Origin of the sequence: Sphingomonas lenta (assembly GCF_002288825.1) — a bacterium.
Classification (GTDB): domain Bacteria; phylum Pseudomonadota; class Alphaproteobacteria; order Sphingomonadales; family Sphingomonadaceae; genus Sphingomonas; species Sphingomonas lenta.
The window spans coordinates 278,806-294,640 of record NZ_NSLI01000004.1; the positions used below are offsets into that span (position 1 = coordinate 278,806).

Annotated in this window: 16 protein-coding genes; 8 read left to right on the forward strand and 8 right to left on the reverse strand. The window is 71.0% G+C overall.

Annotation, left to right across the window (positions count from 1 at the left end; genetic code table 11):
* Positions 1-802: 802 nt before the first annotated feature.
* Both CKY28_RS13585 and CKY28_RS13590 read left to right on the forward strand, forming a co-directional pair.
* Positions 803-2,092 (forward strand): adenylosuccinate synthase, encoded by a 1,290-nt coding sequence (locus CKY28_RS13585; RefSeq protein WP_095998903.1) that lies wholly within the window; start codon positions 803-805, stop codon positions 2,090-2,092.
* 68 nt (positions 2,093-2,160) lie between these two features.
* Positions 2,161-2,670 carry a hypothetical protein gene (locus CKY28_RS13590; protein WP_095998904.1) on the forward strand — a complete coding sequence of 170 codons (510 nt, stop codon included), beginning with the start codon at positions 2,161-2,163 and terminating at the stop codon, positions 2,668-2,670.
* Between the two features lie 56 nt (positions 2,671-2,726).
* Here the strand turns inward: CKY28_RS13590 and aroC are convergent, their stop codons facing one another.
* The 6 genes from aroC to CKY28_RS13620 are packed head-to-tail and all read right to left on the reverse strand — an operon-like array spanning position 2,727 to position 7,310.
* Positions 2,727-3,794, reverse strand: a complete 1,068-nt coding sequence (aroC, locus tag CKY28_RS13595) for a chorismate synthase (protein WP_095998905.1) — start codon at positions 3,792-3,794, stop codon at positions 2,727-2,729.
* Positions 3,791-4,180: a hypothetical protein gene (locus CKY28_RS13600; RefSeq protein WP_095998906.1), complete on the reverse strand. Its 390-nt coding sequence runs from the start codon at positions 4,178-4,180 to the stop codon at positions 3,791-3,793. The genes aroC and CKY28_RS13600 overlap by 4 nt, the downstream gene beginning before the upstream one ends.
* The gene (locus CKY28_RS13605) at positions 4,177-4,545 is read right to left on the reverse strand and encodes a VOC family protein (RefSeq protein ID WP_245841845.1); all 369 of its coding nucleotides are present in this window, start codon (positions 4,543-4,545) and stop codon (positions 4,177-4,179) included. The genes CKY28_RS13600 and CKY28_RS13605 overlap by 4 nt, the downstream gene beginning before the upstream one ends.
* A 13-nt stretch (positions 4,546-4,558) precedes the next feature.
* Positions 4,559-5,362 carry an enoyl-ACP reductase FabI gene (fabI, locus tag CKY28_RS13610; RefSeq protein WP_095999233.1) on the reverse strand — a complete coding sequence of 268 codons (804 nt, stop codon included), beginning with the start codon at positions 5,360-5,362 and terminating at the stop codon, positions 4,559-4,561.
* 17 nt (positions 5,363-5,379) lie between these two features.
* Positions 5,380-6,348: a YihY/virulence factor BrkB family protein gene (locus tag CKY28_RS13615; RefSeq protein WP_095999234.1), complete on the reverse strand. Its 969-nt coding sequence runs from the start codon at positions 6,346-6,348 to the stop codon at positions 5,380-5,382.
* An 8-nt stretch (positions 6,349-6,356) separates the two neighbouring features.
* Positions 6,357-7,310: a DnaJ C-terminal domain-containing protein gene (locus tag CKY28_RS13620; RefSeq protein ID WP_095998908.1), complete on the reverse strand. Its 954-nt coding sequence runs from the start codon at positions 7,308-7,310 to the stop codon at positions 6,357-6,359.
* A 101-nt stretch (positions 7,311-7,411) separates the two neighbouring features.
* Here CKY28_RS13620 and CKY28_RS13625 point away from each other — a divergent pair, with 101 nt between their 5' ends.
* On the forward strand, positions 7,412-7,684 hold the full coding sequence (locus tag CKY28_RS13625; protein WP_095998909.1) for a hypothetical protein: 273 nt from the start codon (positions 7,412-7,414) through the stop codon (positions 7,682-7,684).
* Positions 7,685-7,837: 153 nt separating this feature from the next.
* Here CKY28_RS13625 and CKY28_RS18775 read toward each other — a convergent pair whose 3' ends face one another.
* A complete protein-coding gene (locus CKY28_RS18775; RefSeq protein WP_095998910.1) occupies positions 7,838-10,324 on the reverse strand; it encodes a calcium-binding protein in 2,487 nt (828 codons plus the stop codon).
* Between the two features lie 122 nt (positions 10,325-10,446).
* Here CKY28_RS18775 and pdxH point away from each other — a divergent pair, with 122 nt between their 5' ends.
* From pdxH to CKY28_RS13645, 3 genes are read left to right on the forward strand one after another with little or no spacing between them, the layout of a single operon-like run.
* Positions 10,447-11,028: a pyridoxamine 5'-phosphate oxidase gene (gene pdxH, locus CKY28_RS13635; protein WP_095998911.1), complete on the forward strand. Its 582-nt coding sequence runs from the start codon at positions 10,447-10,449 to the stop codon at positions 11,026-11,028.
* Positions 11,025-11,972: a cation diffusion facilitator family transporter gene (locus tag CKY28_RS13640; protein ID WP_095998912.1), complete on the forward strand. Its 948-nt coding sequence runs from the start codon at positions 11,025-11,027 to the stop codon at positions 11,970-11,972. Before pdxH ends, CKY28_RS13640 begins: the two co-directional genes overlap by 4 nt.
* A gap of 9 nt (positions 11,973-11,981) precedes the next feature.
* Positions 11,982-12,776 carry a PhzF family phenazine biosynthesis protein gene (locus CKY28_RS13645; RefSeq protein ID WP_095998913.1) on the forward strand — a complete coding sequence of 265 codons (795 nt, stop codon included), beginning with the start codon at positions 11,982-11,984 and terminating at the stop codon, positions 12,774-12,776.
* 35 nt (positions 12,777-12,811) lie between these two features.
* On the opposite strand, the gene CKY28_RS13650 is transcribed toward CKY28_RS13645, so the two are convergent.
* The gene (locus tag CKY28_RS13650; protein WP_095998914.1) at positions 12,812-13,321 is read right to left on the reverse strand and encodes a hypothetical protein; all 510 of its coding nucleotides are present in this window, start codon (positions 13,319-13,321) and stop codon (positions 12,812-12,814) included.
* Between the two features lie 295 nt (positions 13,322-13,616).
* On the opposite strand from CKY28_RS13650, the gene CKY28_RS13655 reads away from it, so the two are divergent.
* Together CKY28_RS13655 and CKY28_RS13660 are read left to right on the forward strand one after the other, a co-directional pair.
* Positions 13,617-13,898, forward strand: a complete 282-nt coding sequence (locus CKY28_RS13655) for a hypothetical protein (RefSeq protein WP_095998915.1) — start codon at positions 13,617-13,619, stop codon at positions 13,896-13,898.
* Between the two features lie 277 nt (positions 13,899-14,175).
* Positions 14,176-15,834 carry an N-acyl-D-amino-acid deacylase family protein gene (locus CKY28_RS13660; RefSeq protein ID WP_095998916.1) on the forward strand — a complete coding sequence of 553 codons (1,659 nt, stop codon included), beginning with the start codon at positions 14,176-14,178 and terminating at the stop codon, positions 15,832-15,834.
* Position 15,835 lies beyond the last annotated feature (1 nt).

Consider the following 15,835-nt stretch of genomic DNA (forward strand, 5'->3'; position numbering starts at 1 on the left):
CGAACATTAGAGGTGGCGACGAGACTGGGCCTGGCTAGGACCGCCATTCTCTCGTAGCTGCTACCAAGCCGTATCCTGCTAAGGCTCCGATCAAGGGCGGGAACTGAACGAACAGGTATTCCAGCCCGCTTGTCGAACGAAGCAGTTCGGGATGCTGGCCTTGCCACCAACTGACGTAGGCGAAGGTGCCGAGAGGGATCAGGGTTAAACTCCAGCATCCGAAGCGCTTGGAACTGAGCATAAGGCCGAGCGCACCGCCAGTTATGAAGCCTATCAGCAACAATGCTTCGGAACTTAGCATAGGCATTCATCGCAGCAGCCCCGAGTGTCCGCAATGGGTCGAAAGCGGACGTGCCGAAAACCGCTGTCCTACAGCGCGCGTTTATGGTCCAAGTTGGTTCGTGACCGCTCGACGTGCCTCTTCTCCTCCCGTCACCCCCGCCTTGAGCCGGGGTCCCGCTTCTTGCCGCCGAAAAGAAGCGGGATGCCGGATCAAGTCCGGCATGACGATAGTACGCGTCCACTCGCGTCAAACTCACATTTACTACGAAACCAACAACTTAGCGCGCTCCGACCTCTCGCTTCCCTCGGCGAAGTCCGCAAGATACCCGATCCCGTGTAAAAGTCGTCAAACTTACCTCGAAAAGCCCAGGAATCCGCCGTTCCGCACGAGCCGGCCCGCGTCCGACCGCCTGCCGTGCGTCAACGCCGCAGGACTGTCGCTCCCACCCGTTCTAGGCGTGTACTTTAGTGTACTTCCGCGTGCCTTCGCCCTAACGCCCGCCCCGGAAGGAACTCAGAATTGGCCAACGTAGCGGTGATCGGCGCGCAATGGGGCGACGAGGGCAAGGGCAAGATCGTCGACTGGTTGGCCTCGCGCGCCGACATGGTCGTGCGCTTCCAGGGCGGGCACAACGCCGGCCACACGCTCGTCGTCGGCGGCGAGACCTACAAGCTCTCGCTGCTCCCCTCGGGCATCGTCCGCGGCACGCCGTCCGTCATCGGCAACGGCGTCGTCCTCGACCCCTGGGCGCTGAAGAGCGAGGTCGAGCGGCTGAGCGGGCAGGGGATCACCGTCACCCCCGAAACCTTGCGCATCGCCGACACCTGCGCCCTTATCCTGCCCTTCCACCGCGACCTCGACGGCCTGCGCGAAGACGCGAGCGGCGCGGGCAAGATCGGCACCACCCGCCGCGGCATCGGCCCGGCCTATGAGGACAAGGTCGGCCGCCGCGCCATCCGCGTCTGCGACCTCGCGCACCTCGATCAGCTCGAGCCCCAGCTCGACCGCCTCACCGCCCACCACGACGCGCTCCGCGCCGGCTTCGGCGAGCCCCCGATCGACCGCGAGGCGCTCAAGCGCGAGCTGGCGGAGATCGCCGCGTTCGTCCTCCCCTTCGCCAAGCCCGTCTGGCGCGACTTGAACGAGGCGCGCGCGCGCGGGCGCCGCATCCTGTTCGAGGGCGCGCAGGGCGTGCTCCTCGACATCGACCACGGCACCTACCCGTTCGTCACCTCGTCGAACACGATCGCCGGCACCGCCGCGGGCGGCTCGGGCCTAGGCCCCGCCGCGGTGGGCTTCGTGCTCGGCATCGCCAAGGCCTATACGACGCGCGTCGGCTCCGGCCCTTTCCCGACCGAGCTGGACGACGAGATCGGCGAACGCCTAGGAACCCGCGGCCGCGAGTTCGGCACGGTGACGGGCAGGAAGCGCCGCTGCGGCTGGTTCGACGCGGTGCTCGTGCGCCAGTCGGCCGCCGTGTCCGGCATCACCGGCATCGCGCTCACCAAGCTCGACGTGCTCGACGGCTTCGACGAGGTCCGCATCTGCAGCGGCTACCGCCTCCGGGGCGAGACGCTCGACTACTACCCCTCCCACGCCGCCGACCAGGCCGCGGTCGAGCCCATCTACGAGTCGATGGAGGGCTGGCAACAGTCCACCGCCGGCGCGCGCAGCTGGGCCGAGCTCCCCGCCCAGGCGATCAAGTACATCCGCCGCGTCGAGGAGCTGATCCGCTGCCCCGTGGCGCTCGTCTCGACCAGCCCCGAGCGCCAGGACACCATCCTGGTGCGCGACCCCTTCGCGGACTGAGAACGTCCGCTTATTGCGGCGGGATCGTCCCCGTCGCGGTCGGGCTGCCCGACGGCGCGCTCGACGTCGTGCCCGTGCTCGACGCGGTGCCCGGCGTGTTGGTCGTGCCGGGGGAGGTCGTGGTAGTGCCCGTCGTACCGGTGCCCGTGGTTCCCGTGGTCGAGCCCGGCGTGCCCGTGCCCAGCGTCGTGCCGGTGGTCGTATCGCCGCTCGTCGTGGTCGGCCGGCCCGTGCCGTACGTATCGCCGGTCGAGGTCCCGGTGCTCGTGGCCGTGTCCGCCGTGGGCGTCGTCGTGCCGGTCGCGCCCGTGCCCGTCGTGGTGCCGGTGGTGGTACGCCCGCGCGTCCGCCCACGGCTACGCGTCGTGGTGCCGCGCGTCGGCTGGGTGGCGGTCTGGCCGGGAGTGCTGCTCAGCGTGCTGCCCGTGCCGGTCGAGGTGCCGGTCGTGCCGCCGGTCGACCCGGTGGCGCCGCCCGTCGTGCCGGTCTGCGCGACCGCGGCCGCTGACAACAGCAAGGCGGAGGCGAGGGGGATGGTGATGCGCATTCCAGTTACTCCCGAGGAGTGGGGGAGTTAACGCAACATACAGGGCTGCTAACCTGTTCCGCCCTTTTTCCGCCTCGTTATATTAGGTTAGCCACATTGCGCCCGGTGCAGCAGCGCCTGGTCGGCGAGCACCAGCGTCACCATCGCCTCGATCACGGGCACGCCGCGAATGCCGACGCACGGGTCGTGCCGTCCTTTGGTCGCGATCTCCGCGTCCGCGCCGCCGCGCGTCACCGTCTCGACGGGCGTCAGGATGGAGCTCGTCGGCTTGAACGCGACGCGCAACCGGATCGGCTGCCCAGTCGAGATGCCGCCCGCGATCCCGCCCGCATGGTTGGCGAGGAACACCGGCCCGTCCGGCCCGCTCCGCATCGGGTCCGCGTTCGCCTCTCCGCTCGAAGCCGCCGCCGCGAAGCCGTCGCCGATCTCCACACCCTTGACCGCGTTCACCCCCATGCACGCCGCCGCCAGCTCACTGTCCAGCTTGGCGTAGAGCGGCGCGCCCCAGCCGGCGGGCACGCCCGTTGCTTCGCACGCCACCACCGCGCCCAGTGACGAGCCCCGCTTGCGCGCGTCATCCACTAGCCCCTCCCAGCGCCGCGCGGCCTCCGCGTCGGGGCAGAAGAACGGATTGCGGTCGATCTCCGCATCGTCGAACTGCTGGAAGTCGATCGCGTCACCCCCGATCGCTTCGACCCAAGCCCGCACGCGCACCTGCGGGATCACCAGCCGTGCGACCGCCCCCGCCGCGACCCGCGACGCCGTCTCCCGCGCCGACGACCGCCCGCCGCCGCGATGGTCGCGGAAGCCGTACTTCGCGTCATAGGCATAGTCCGCGTGCCCCGGTCGGTACGCGTTCGCGACCTCCGAATAGTCCTTCGACCGCTGGTCGACATTCTCGATCATGAGGCTGATCGGCGTCCCCGTCGTCCGCCCCTCGAACACGCCCGACAGGATGCGCACCTCGTCCGGCTCGCGCCGCTGCGTCGTGAAGCGCGACTGCCCCGGCCGCCGCCGGTCGAGCCAGGGCTGGATGTCCGCCTCGCTCAGCGCGATTCCCGGCGGACACCCGTCCACCACCGCCCCGATCGCCGGCCCGTGGCTCTCGCCCCAGGTCGTGAACCGAAAAACGCGCCCGAAGCCGTTCCAGCTCACGCCTGCTCGCCCTTGCGCGTCAGCTTCGCCACTTCGTCCCTGTACCGGAACCGCAGCGCCGACCAGGTGTCGTCGATCGCCACCTGCGTCACCGCGACCAGCTCGGCTTCGCGCAGCGGCTCCCAGCCCTGGTCGCGGTTGATGTCAGTCCGGATCGCCCCCGTCTTCTTCGGATAAGCGAACCACAATCGCCCACCCCGCCGGTACAGCGGCAGCGCCTCTCCGAGCCGCGGCGCGACGTCGGCGACCGACCGCACGAACGCCAGCACCAGCTCCGGCATCTCCGCCCGCTCGTCTGGCACCGCGTCCAGCTCCTCCGGCCGCGCGACCACGTGCGCGGCAATGCCCGGTTTCCAACCCAACTTGTCGAGCGCGCTCTTGCTCACGCGCCCGCCTCCCGTTCGATCAGCTCCAGCCGGTTGCCGAACGGGTCCTCAGTGAAGAAACGTCGCCGCCCCCCGATCGGCATGTCCTCGCCGATCGGCCGTCCCGCCGCGACCAGCCGCGCGCGCAAGGCGTCCAGCTCGTCCGTCGCCAGGGCTACATGCGCCTTCCTCGCCGGCCGGAAGTCGGCTTCGACGCCTAGGTGCAGCTGCCGCTCGCCCGCCGCGAACCAGCACCCGCCGCGTCCGGCGAGCGCTTCGGGCTTGTCGATCTCCACGAGCCCGAGCAGCACGCCGAAGAACGCCCGCACCTCGTCCTCACGCCCGGGCGGCATCGCGATCTGGACGTGGTCGAGCGTCAGCGCCATCAGGCCAGCGTCTCTAAGCTAACGCGATGTCCGGCGCGTCCTCCGCCTTCATGCCGATGACGTTGTAGCCCGCATCGACGTGGTGCACCTCCCCCGTCACCCCGCTCGCCAGGTCGGATAGCAGGTACAGCCCCGCGCCGCCCACATCCTCGATCGTGACGTTGCGGCGGAGCGGGGAGTTCAGCTCGTTCCACTTCAGGATGTAGCGGAAGTCGCCGATCCCGCTCGCCGCCAGCGTCTTGATCGGCCCGGCCGAGATCGCGTTCACGCGGATCTTCTCCGGCCCCAGGTCCATCGCGAGGTACTTGACGCTCGTCTCCAGCGCCGCCTTGGCGACGCCCATGACGTTGTAGTGCGGCACCACCTTCTCCGCGCCGTAGTAGGTCAGCGTGAGGAGCGAGCCTCCCTCCGGCATCATCGCCCGCGCGCGCTTGGCGACCGCGACGAAGCTGTAGGCCGAGATGTTCATGGTCATGAGGAAGTTGTCGAGGCTGGTATCGACGAACTTGCCCCGGAGCTCGTTCTTGTCGGAGAAACCGATCGCGTGGACCACGAAGTCGAGCGTCGGCCATTCCTTGGCCAGAGCCGCGAACGCCGCGTCCAGCGCCGCCATGTCGCTCACGTCGCAGTCGATCAGCCGGCTCGACCCCAGGCTCTCCGCCAGCGGCCGCACGCGTCTCTCCAGCGCCTCGCCCTGGTAGCTGAACGCCAGCTCCGCGCCCGCGCCCGCCAGCTGCTGCGCGATGCCCCATGCCAGCGACCGGTCGTTGGCGAGCCCCATGATCAGCCCGCGCTTGCCCGCCATCAGTCCCGTCACGCCAAACCCCTTCATACTCACGCGGGGGCGGCTTCGGCCCCCGTCTCGGCATCAGCGTTCCCTAGCGCGGGTTCGGGCGGTTCCGCCAGCGCCGCGTTCAGATGCGCGCCGAACACGACGCCCAGCCCGATCAGGTAGAAGAAGGTGAGCAGCACCACCACGCCCGCCAGGCTGCCATAGGTCAGGTCGTAGCCGCCGAGCTGACCGAGCGCCCAGGGCAGGCCCGCCGTCATGCTCACCCACCATGCGGCCGTGAACGCCGCGCCCGGCCAGATCGGGCAGCGGCGGTATTTGCGTGGCGTCACCGACCGGAACAGCGCCCAGAGCGCGCCGAACATCACGAGAGCGGGCACGAAGCGCGACAGCCCGATCCACCCGGCCACGTCCTCCGCGAAAGGGAACAGCCGGTATACGAACTGCTCGGCCGCGGTCAGGAACCCCTGGAGCAGGAACGAGAACAGCGCCAGCACTACGGACGCGATGATGACGAGCGACGACGATAGCCGCGTCCGCCAGAAGGGTGCGGTGGAGACGTAGCCGTAAGCCTGGCGGAAGATGTCGCGGATCGTCTCCACGAAGCTCCCCACCGTCCACAGCCCCACCAGCGCGCCTAGCCAGAGCAGCGACCCCGTCCGCGCCGCGATCACGTCGGACAACGGCTTCCGGAGCAGCTCGGCCGTGTCGGGGGGCAGCGTGCGCAGGAACGTCTCCACGGTGCGCAGCGTCTCCTCGTCCTGCCCGAACAGCGCCAGCACCGCCGCGGCGACGATGAAGAAGGGGAACAGCGCGGTGAGCGCGAGATAGGCCAGGTTGCCCGCGTGGATGAAGCCGAAGTTCCACACCCCCAGCGCCGCGCGCTTCGCCACCGCCGTCGCCCGCTCGCCGGGGCGCATGCGGCCGAGCTCGCGCTGCAGGAATTGGCGGGTGCGCCCGTGCTTCTTGGCCTGGGCGCGTTCTTCGGGCGTGAGTCCGGTGGGCTCGCTCATCCGCTCCGTTAGACGCCCATCGCCGCCCTCGGGTTCCTCCCCGCCGCGCCCGACCACTTGTCGACGAACGCCTCCAGCTCCGCGTCGCCCGCCGGGATGTCGACCAGCAACGTCACCAGCTGGTCGCCGCGCCCGCCGCCTTTCTTGTGGAAGCCCTTGCCCTTGAGGCGCAGGACCTTGCCCGACGTCGTGCCCTTGGGAATGGTCAGGATGACCGGCCGTTCGACGGTGGGCGCGCGCACCTGGTCTCCCAGCACCGCTTCGGCCAGCGTGATCGGTAGGTCGAGGCGCACGTCGTCGCCGTCGCGCGTGAAGAAGCGGTGCGGCTGGACCTCGATCGTGACGATCGCGTCGCCGGGGCCGCCCGGCCCCTCCTCGCCGCGGCCGGCGAGCCGCATCTGCGTGCCCGTCTCGACGCCGGCGGGCAGCTTGAGCTCGATCGACTTGCCGTCCGCCAGCGTCACGCGCTGCGGCTCCAGCGTGGCCGCCTCGGTGAAAGGCACCTGCAGCTTGTAGGCGATGTTGGCGCCCTTGGCCGAGCTGCGGCGACCCCCGCCGAAGCCGCCGAACCCGCCCGTGAAGCCGCCGCGCTGCTGGCCGCCGAACAGCCCCTCGAAGATGTCGCTCATGTCGGCGTCGCCGCCCGCGCCGCCGAAGTCGAAGCCCTGAGAGCGGAAGCCGCCACCGCCGGCGCCCCGCGGCCCCGCGCCGCCCGTGCCGAAGCCGAAGGGCGCGGTGGGGTTGCCGTCCGCGTCGATCTCGCCCCGGTCGAAGCGCGCGCGCTTGTCCTTGTCGGTCAGGAGGTCGTACGCCGCCGTCACCTCCGAAAAGCGCGCGGCCGCCTTGGGATTGTTCTTGTTGCGGTCCGGGTGCAGCTCTTTCGCGAGCTTGCGATAGGCCTTCTTGATGTCGGCCTCGCTCGCCCCGCGCGCCACCCCCAGCGTCGCATATGGATCGGCCATGGTTCCCCCGAATAGGTGTGTTGGTCGACTATGTAGGTGCCGCCGATCGCGATTGAACACCCATCGGCCCTAAGCGTTAGCGAATGCCGAAAGGATAAGCCATGAGCGACAAGCAACCCAACCAGGCGATGCCGTCGAGCGCCAACAAGGGCGCGTCGGACGGCGTCAGCGACGCGGAGACCAACCGCCACGGCGGCGGCGAGAGCGCGGGCGGCGGCTACGCCAACCCGCAGACCGGCAAGGAGCCGACCGGCGCGCAGGGCTTCATGGGCCATGGCGGCCAGACCAAGGTCGCCTATCACGGCACGGGGCAGGGCGGCACGGACGACGACGCGGACGTCGGCAACGTGAACGCGCCCACGAAGCAGGACTAGCGAAGCCGCGCCCGTCGCAAGCTCGGCTTGCGACGGCCACACGCGGCAAGCCGGCCGGCGACCGGCCGGCCCTCGTCCGGCCCGTGTCGACCGACGACGCGGCTTCGCCGCGGCGCAAGCATCCCCTTCTGTCCTCGCCCTGATCGCCCCCGTTCAGGCCGCCGGAATGTCGCCGACCGGTTGGACGATGGTGAAGCTCGCGGCCGTGAGCACCGTACCTGCCGCGAGTTGCGCGAACAGCACGGCGGCACCCGCGCCCGAGCCGTCCGCGTCGTAGAACAAGCGCCCGGTGGCCTGGTCGTAGACGAGCCGGTCGTCGCCGTCCTGTGCGGCCGTGCCGAGCGCGAGCTCGCCCGCCTGTACCCCGCCGTCCGCCACGCCCGCGAACACGTCGGACGCGAGCCCGATCAGGTCCTCGGGGCCGAAGTCCTGGATCGTGTCCACGTTGCTCGTGCCCGGCGCGGTGGTGAACGCGAACGTGTCCGCGCCGCCTAAGCCCACCAGCGTGTCGGCGCCGCCGCGGCCGTCGACGACGTTGGCCGCGGCGTTGCCCACCACCGTTTGGCCGACCTCGTTGCCCCGGAGCGTGTACGCGGACGCGGCGTCGGCGGCGGAGCCGTTGATGGCCGCCAGCGCTTCGACCTCGGTTCCTTGCCGCAGCTGGTAGCTCGCGCTGGCGTAGACCACGTCCGCGCCCTGGCCCGCCTGCTCCCTCACCACGTCACCCTGGCTGAACACGCCATAGGTGTCGTTGCCGAACAGGCCAATGAGCGTGTCGGGCAAGGCCTGGCCGTCGCCGCCGCGCCCGTTCAGGATGTTGTTGCCGTAGTTGCCGGCTATGACCTGGCTCGCGCCGTTGCCCACGAGATAGATGGGCTCGGTGCCCGCCTGGTCCGAGTTGGACAGGTACTCAACCGCAGCCGTGGAGTACAGGAAGTAGCTCGTGCCCGACGCATACACGGTGTCGAACCCGCCCGTGTCCTCGATCACGTCGCCGGTCGCGAACACCCGGTACGTGTCGTCGCCCAGACCACCCGCCATGGTGTCCACGCCGCCGCCGCCGCCGGAACTCAGGATGTTCGCGCCGTCGTTGCCCTCCAGGCGCTGCGACTGCTCGTTGCCGCCGATGTTGATGGACGCCGTGCCCGCCGCGGCCGAGAGCAGCTCGACGGACGCGCCGCCGCTAAGCAGGTAGCTGCCCTGCGTCACCGTCAGCGTGTCGAAGCCCTCGCCGACCGCCTCGACGATCGCGTCGCCGACCTCGTCCACCACGAACCGGTCGTCGCCCGCGCCGCCCTCCAGCCGGTCGACCCCGCGGCCACCGTCGAGCAGGTCGCCGCCCGCGCCGCCGACCAGCGTGTCCGCGCCGTCGCCGCCCTCCAACCGGTCGGCGCCGAAGCCGCCCTCGAACCGCTCGGCCCCCGCGCCGCCCAGCAGCGTATCGTTGCCCGCATTGCCGTACACGGCGCCGCCCACGCGCCCCTCACGCCCGTCATACAGGTCGTCGCCGACGTAGAAGCGCATCTCGCCGCCGACCGCGCCTCGGTTGGAAAACACGACTGACTGCCGGTCGTCGGCCTGCTGGATATCGACACGCTGGTCCCAGCCGGGCGCGAGCGGGAAGCCGTAGCGCCCGATCGCGCTCTCCGCGTCGAGCGAGATCGCGCCGCCGGAGCCGCCGCTGAGATTGGCGCCCGGCGACGCGCTCGACCGGAGCGTGAGGCTGGAGCTCGTGCCCAGTTCGATCGAACCGAAGCCGTCGGCGTTGCCGATGTCGAACGCCGCCTTCTGGACATAGCCCGCGTTGATCGACAGCGTCTCGAAGCCGGCCACCGTGGCCAGATCGTACGCCACCCCACCAGCGCTGTACGAGTCGATCCTGAGCGTGTCGCGCCCCGTCCCGCCGTCCGCTCCGCCGCCGGGGAGCGTAGGCGCGGCCGCGGTCCCGAACCGGTTCAACCACAGGACGTCGTCGCCGCCGCCCAGCGACACCGCCCCCGACACGACGGAAGCGTTCGACAGCTCCAAGCCTTCCGCCGCGTCACCGCCCGCGACCGAGCGCAGCGACGACGCATGCAACCGGAAGCGGTTGCCCGCGAGCAGGAGGTCGACCGCCGGATTGAGCGAGTCGATCAATCCCATGCCGTAGTCGAGCGGCGCGCCCAGCGTGATCGCCTGATAGCCGGAGAAGCCGACGAACTGCCCGTTGCCGGTCAGCGCGAGCTCCTCGAAGCCGGTGAACGCCGTGCCGTACCGCACCCCCTGGTCGGTGACGGTGAACGCCGCGCGGTCGCGCCCCGCGCCGCCCTCGGCCGCGGCCGACGCCGCGCCGCGGCTCTCGTACCGGTCGTCGCCCGCGCCCAAATCGATCCGGCCTATAATCGACCCGGCATTGACCAGCGTGTCCGCGCCGGCCGATCCCGTCACCGCCGCCGTGGAATGTGCCTCCGCACCGTCGGCGACGCGGATGATCCCGCCCGCTTCGTTGATCACGGTGGAGCCGCCTGCCGCGAAGGTGACGCCGCCGACGATGCGGCCGCTCTCCGTGTTGACGAGTTCGACGCCCGTCGCGTCTATTTGCACGCCGTCCGTGATAACCGCCGCGTTACGATAACGCGCGCCCGCCTCGCTGAAACGCATACCCGCTCCCCGCAATCCCCAAGTCCCGCATGTCGCATGCTTTTTCGGCGGCCGCAATCGGACGGGCGGGAAGGGGCGCCGCACCGTTCCCCCCGCGCCTCCGCCGCGCTACATCGCCCGGCGTGACCGAGAACCCCCATGCCCTGTTCGACACCTGGCTCACGCAAGCCACGGAGAGCGAGCCCAACGATCCCGAGGCCGTCGCGCTCGCCACCGCGACGCCCGACGGCCGCCCATCCGTCCGCATGGTCCTCCTGAAGGGCCATGACGAGCGCGGCTTCGTGATCTACACCAATCGCCAGAGCCGCAAGGCCGACGAGCTGGAGGCCAATCCCCGCGCGTCGCTGCTCTTCCACTGGAAGACGCTCCGCCGCCAGGTCCGCGTCGAGGGCGCGGTCAGCCGCGTCTCCGACGAGGAGTCGGACGCCTATTTCGCCTCGCGCAGCCGCGACTCGCGCCTCGGCGCCTGGGCGTCCGAGCAGTCGCGCGACCTCGACCACCGCGACACGTTCCTCAACCGCGTCGAAGAGATGCGCCGCCGCTTCGAAGGCCGGGACGTGCCGCGCCCGCCGCACTGGGGCGGCTACCGCGTCGCGCCGGAGCGCGTCGAGTTTTGGCGCGACCGCGAATTTCGACTACATGAGCGGCGGGTCTTCCTCCCCGACGGGCGGGGCGGCTGGACCGAAGGACTGCTCTACCCGTGACGCTCGAAGAACGCCGCAGAATCATCCCCCTCGCGATCCGCGCGGCGCTCGCCAGCGTCGGCGTGGCGCTGTTCCTGCTCGCGCTCAAGGGCTACGCCGCCTGGACGACCGGATCGGTCGCGATGCTGGGCTCGCTCGCCGACACCGGCCTCGACCTGCTGGCCAGCCTTGTGACCCTGTACGGCGTCCGGCTCGCCGCCGAGCCCGCCGACCACGACCACCGCTTCGGCCACGGCAAGGCGGAGGCGCTCGCCGCCTTGTTCCAGGTCGCGCTCATCACCCTGTCGGCCGCCGGCATCGCCTGGCGCGCGATCGAGCGGTTCGGCCAGCCGGGGGAGAACGCCGAAGCGGGTCTGGGCATCCTTGTCTCCGTGGTCGCCATCGGCGTCACCTTCGGCCTGCTCGCCTATCAGCGCGCGATCGTGCGCCGCACGGGCTCGGTCGCGATCCTGGCGGACAACGTCCACTATCAGTCCGACGTGCTCCTCAACTGCGCCGTCATCGCCGCGCTCGTGCTGGAGCAGTACGCCGGCCTGACCGGCGCCGACCCCGTGTTCGGCATCGCCATCGCGCTCTGGCTCGCCTGGCAGGCGTTCAAGGCATCGTCCGCCGCGATCGACCAGCTGATGGACAAGGAATGGCCGGAGGACCAGCGCGCCGCCTTTCTCGACATCGCCGCGCGCCAGCCGGGCCTGCGCGGCATCCACGACTTCCGCACGCGCCGCTCAGGGTCGCACGACTTCGCGCAGTTCCACATGGAGGTCGACCCCAGGCTGTCGGTCGCCGCCGCGCACGACCTGGTCGAGGGCGTCGAGCGCAACCTCAAGCGCGCCTTCCCCAAGGTGGAGGTGCTGATCCACCTCGATCCCGAAGGTCACGTCGACACCGACAACCCGCTCGTCGAAGCGGATGTCACGCCGCACTGGTTCGGCAAGCGCGTTTAAGGAGTTCGCATGAGGTTGCCGTTCACCCAGGTCGACGCGTTCGCGGCCGAAGCTTTCCAGGGTAATCCCGCCGCGGTCATCCCGCTCTCCGCCTGGCTCCCCGACGACACGCTCCAGGCGATCGCGGAGGAGAACAACCTCTCGGAGACGGCATTCATTATCCCCGCCGACGGCGATGCCGATCTCGAGCTGCGCTGGTTCACCCCCGCCGTCGAGGTGGCGCTGTGCGGCCACGCGACGCTGGCGAGCGGCCATGTCGTGCTGCAATCCGAACCGACGCGCGACAAGGTGACGTTCCGCACCCGCCAGGCGGGCCTTCTCGAGGTCGCGCGCGACGGCATCGGCTACGCGATGGCGCTCCCCGCCTACCGGGCCGAGCCCAGGGAGCTGCCCGCCGTGCTCGCCGGCCTAGGCCTGACCCAAGCCGTCGAGACGCGCTGGCACCCCGGCCGCTACGCGCTGGTCGTGCTCGACGACGAGGAGGCGGTGCGCGGCTTGCGCCCCGACTTCCGCGCGCTCGCGGCGGAGGGCGACATCCTCACCATCGCCACCGCCCCCGGCCGCGACACCGACGTGGTCTCCCGCGTCTTCGCGTGCGGAGCCGGGATCGACGAGGACCCGGTGACCGGCTCGGCGCATTCCGTCCTCACGCCTTACTGGACCGAACGCTTAGGCCGTGACCGCTTCACGGCGTTCCAGGCGAGCAGGCGCGGCGGGCGACTGACCTGCCGGGCGGAGGGCGACCGGGTGGTGCTCGGCGGCCAGTGCGTGACGGTGATCGAGGGTACCTTTCTTCTACCCTAGCGAAGGCGCGGCCACGCCCGCGTCGGCCAGCCCGATCAGTCGCCCGAACGCCGCAGCCGCGCCGTGAGCCCGCCGTCGCCCGACAGCGTCACCGTCGCGCCCGGCGCGAGCCGCACCACATCCGTCAGCTCCACCGTCCGTGTGCCACCCAGGTGGGGGCAACCGGCCCCCGACGGCTTGGTCCAACGCACGGTCGCGCTCAGCGCCTCCGCGCCGTCGCCGTGATGCGCCACCGAGAGGTTGATCGACAGGCCGGTGCTGCGGATGCGCAGGTAACCGGCGTCCACGCCGCAGGACGTCTCGGGCGGCTCCGACTGTTCGTGCCGGATCGTGCTCCCGCTCCCTCGCGCGACGCGCAACGGGCCGCTCCACAGCGTCCGGCCTTCCGCCTGCACGTCGACGTGGACGGTGAAGGGCCGCGTCGCCGGCTCGTGGTGTAGGGCTGCGCGCGCAACGATGCGGGGCGGCGGCGCCGGCGTCGCGACTTGGACGATCGGCGGAGGCGCGAGTATCGGCGCGACGACCTGCAGCACGGCGATCAGCATGGTTCTTCCTCCCCTAACCCGACCGTCCCTAGCCGGCGATCGGCAAGGAGCGGTGACCGGACATGGTGAACGCGCGGTCCCCGCGCCCGTCGATGGACCGCCGAGCCGCTCCGAGTCGCCGCCCGCCTCGCAGTCCTCTCACGGCCCACCCGTTCGCGCCGAAGGACGAGCTGTTGTCGACGAACCGCCCGCCCAAGTTTCGGGTCGTTCCGCCGCTGCAACCTTTCGCAGCCGATCCGGCGACTTAGGATCGTCGCCAACAGGGGAAACGCACACGGATTTGAAAGGCCGACCCATGTTGCTGACCATTCTGACCACGCTCGCGCTCGCCGCGCAGCAGACTCCCGCGCCGCAGACGGGCGCGCCCGCCACGTCGCCGACGCCTGACGCGACGGCGCCGGCGCCGGCCGATCCGGCGGCGACGCCCGAAACGACCCCGCTGACGCAGCCCGCTCCAGACGCGGGCACCACGGCCACCGCGTCCGACCCCGCCGCGACCTCGCCCGACGCCACCGCCGAGCAGGGCGCCGCGACGGAGACGCGGCAGGACAAGAAGCGCCGCCGCCCGCGCCGCTGACCCCTTTCGGTTCCGCCGCGCCTGCATCGCGGCGGGACCGGAAAGGCCGCCGGTCCCCCCCATGCCGGCGGCCACCCCATCCCGGCGAGGACCGACATCGACGCGAGCGTCCCGAAGGCGGCGTGCCGTCCGCCTCCGGCCGCCCACGTCCCTGTTCGGCCCGCCGGGGTGGGTTCCGTGCGGATGTGGGCAGGGCTGCTCATTTGCGTCTTCGCGTGAACAACCTTCCTAAACCCCGCTTGCGCCGAAGCACCGCCCGCCGCACGGTTCCGACCCGATGCGCCACCTCCTCGCCCCAGCCGCCGCGCTCCTCCTAGGCGCGGCCGAACCGCCCGCCCGTTACGACCTGCTCATCCGCAACGCCGTCATCTATGACGGCTCCGGCGGCGCACCCTACCCCGGCGAGCTCGGCGTGCGCGGCGACCGGATCGTGTGCGTGCGCACCTGCCCCGCGGGCCAGGCGGCGAGCACCGTGGACGCCCGCGGCCAGGCGCTCAGCCCCGGCTTCGTCAACATGCTCAGCCACGCGCGCGAGTCGCTGCTCCACGACGGCCGCGCGATGAGCGCCGTGCTCCAGGGCGTCACGCTGGAGGTCAATTCCGAGCTCTCCCACGCGCCCCTGACGCCCGCGATGCGCGCCGCGCGCGAGAGTCGGCAGGGCCTGATCAAGACGCCGCTCGAATGGTCGACGCTCGGCGGCTATCTGGACCGGATCGAGCGCGGCGGCGTGTCGGTCAACGTCGCGTCCTATATCGGCGCAGGGTCCGTGCGCGAGTTCGTGCTGGGCGCGAACGACGTCGACCCCACGCCCGACCAGCTGGCGCGGATGCGTGCCCTCGTCCGCGACGGCATGCGCGAGGGCGCGCTGGGGCTGGCGACCATGTTGATCTACGTCCCTGAACGCTACGCCGAGACGCCCGAGCTCGTCGCGCTTGCGGGGGAGGCGGGCCGCTGCGGCGGCCTGTTCGCGGCGCATATCCGCAACGAGGGCGACGCGCTCCTCGAAGCGCTCGACGAAATGGTCGCGATCGGCCGCGAGGCGCGCGTGCCGATCCACGTCCACCACCTCAAGCAGTCGCTGCCGCGCAACTGGCCCAAGCTCGGTGACGCAGTCCGGCTGATCGAGGCCGCCCGCGCGTCGGGCCTGCGCGTCACCGCCGACATGTACCTCTACCCCGCCAGCGGCACGGGCGCGAACACCATGCTCCCCGCCTGGGTGCAGGAGGGCGGGATCGAAGCGACGATCGAGCGCCTGCGCGACCCCGCGACGCGGGCGCGCGCCAAGGCCGAAATGCGCGACCGCGGGCCGGAGCACGTGCTGTTCAGCGGCTTCAAGACCGACGCCCTGCGCCAATACACGGGCAAGCGCCTCTCCGAGGTCATGCGCATGCGCGGGGACGCCGACTGGCGCGACACCGTCATCGACCTCATCGTCGCCGACGGCTCGCGCGTGGGCACCGTGTTCTTCATCATGTCGGAGGACAATGTCCGCCGCCAGACGGCCTTGCCCTGGATGACGTTCGGCTCCGACTCGAGCGCCATCGCCGCCGAGGGTCTGCTGCTCAGGGACGGCGCGCACCCGCGCACCTACGGCAACTTCGCCCGCCTCCTCGGCAAGTACGTCCGCGACGAGCGGACGATGCCGCTCGCTGAAGCGGTACGGAAGCTGACCGCGCTCCCCGCCGACACGCTCCATTTGCGCGACCGCGGCCGCCTCCGCCCTGGCGCCTACGCCGACCTGGTGATCTTCAATCCCGCCACGATCCGCGACAACGCCACCTTCGAGACGCCCCACCGCTACGCCACCGGCGTGGCCCATGTCTGGGTCAACGGCGTCCACGTCGTGCGCGACGGCGCGCATACCGGTGCCAAGCCCGGCCGCAGCGTGCGCGGCCCCGGCTGGACCGGCCACCCCGGCGGCGGCGCGTGCCGCTGAC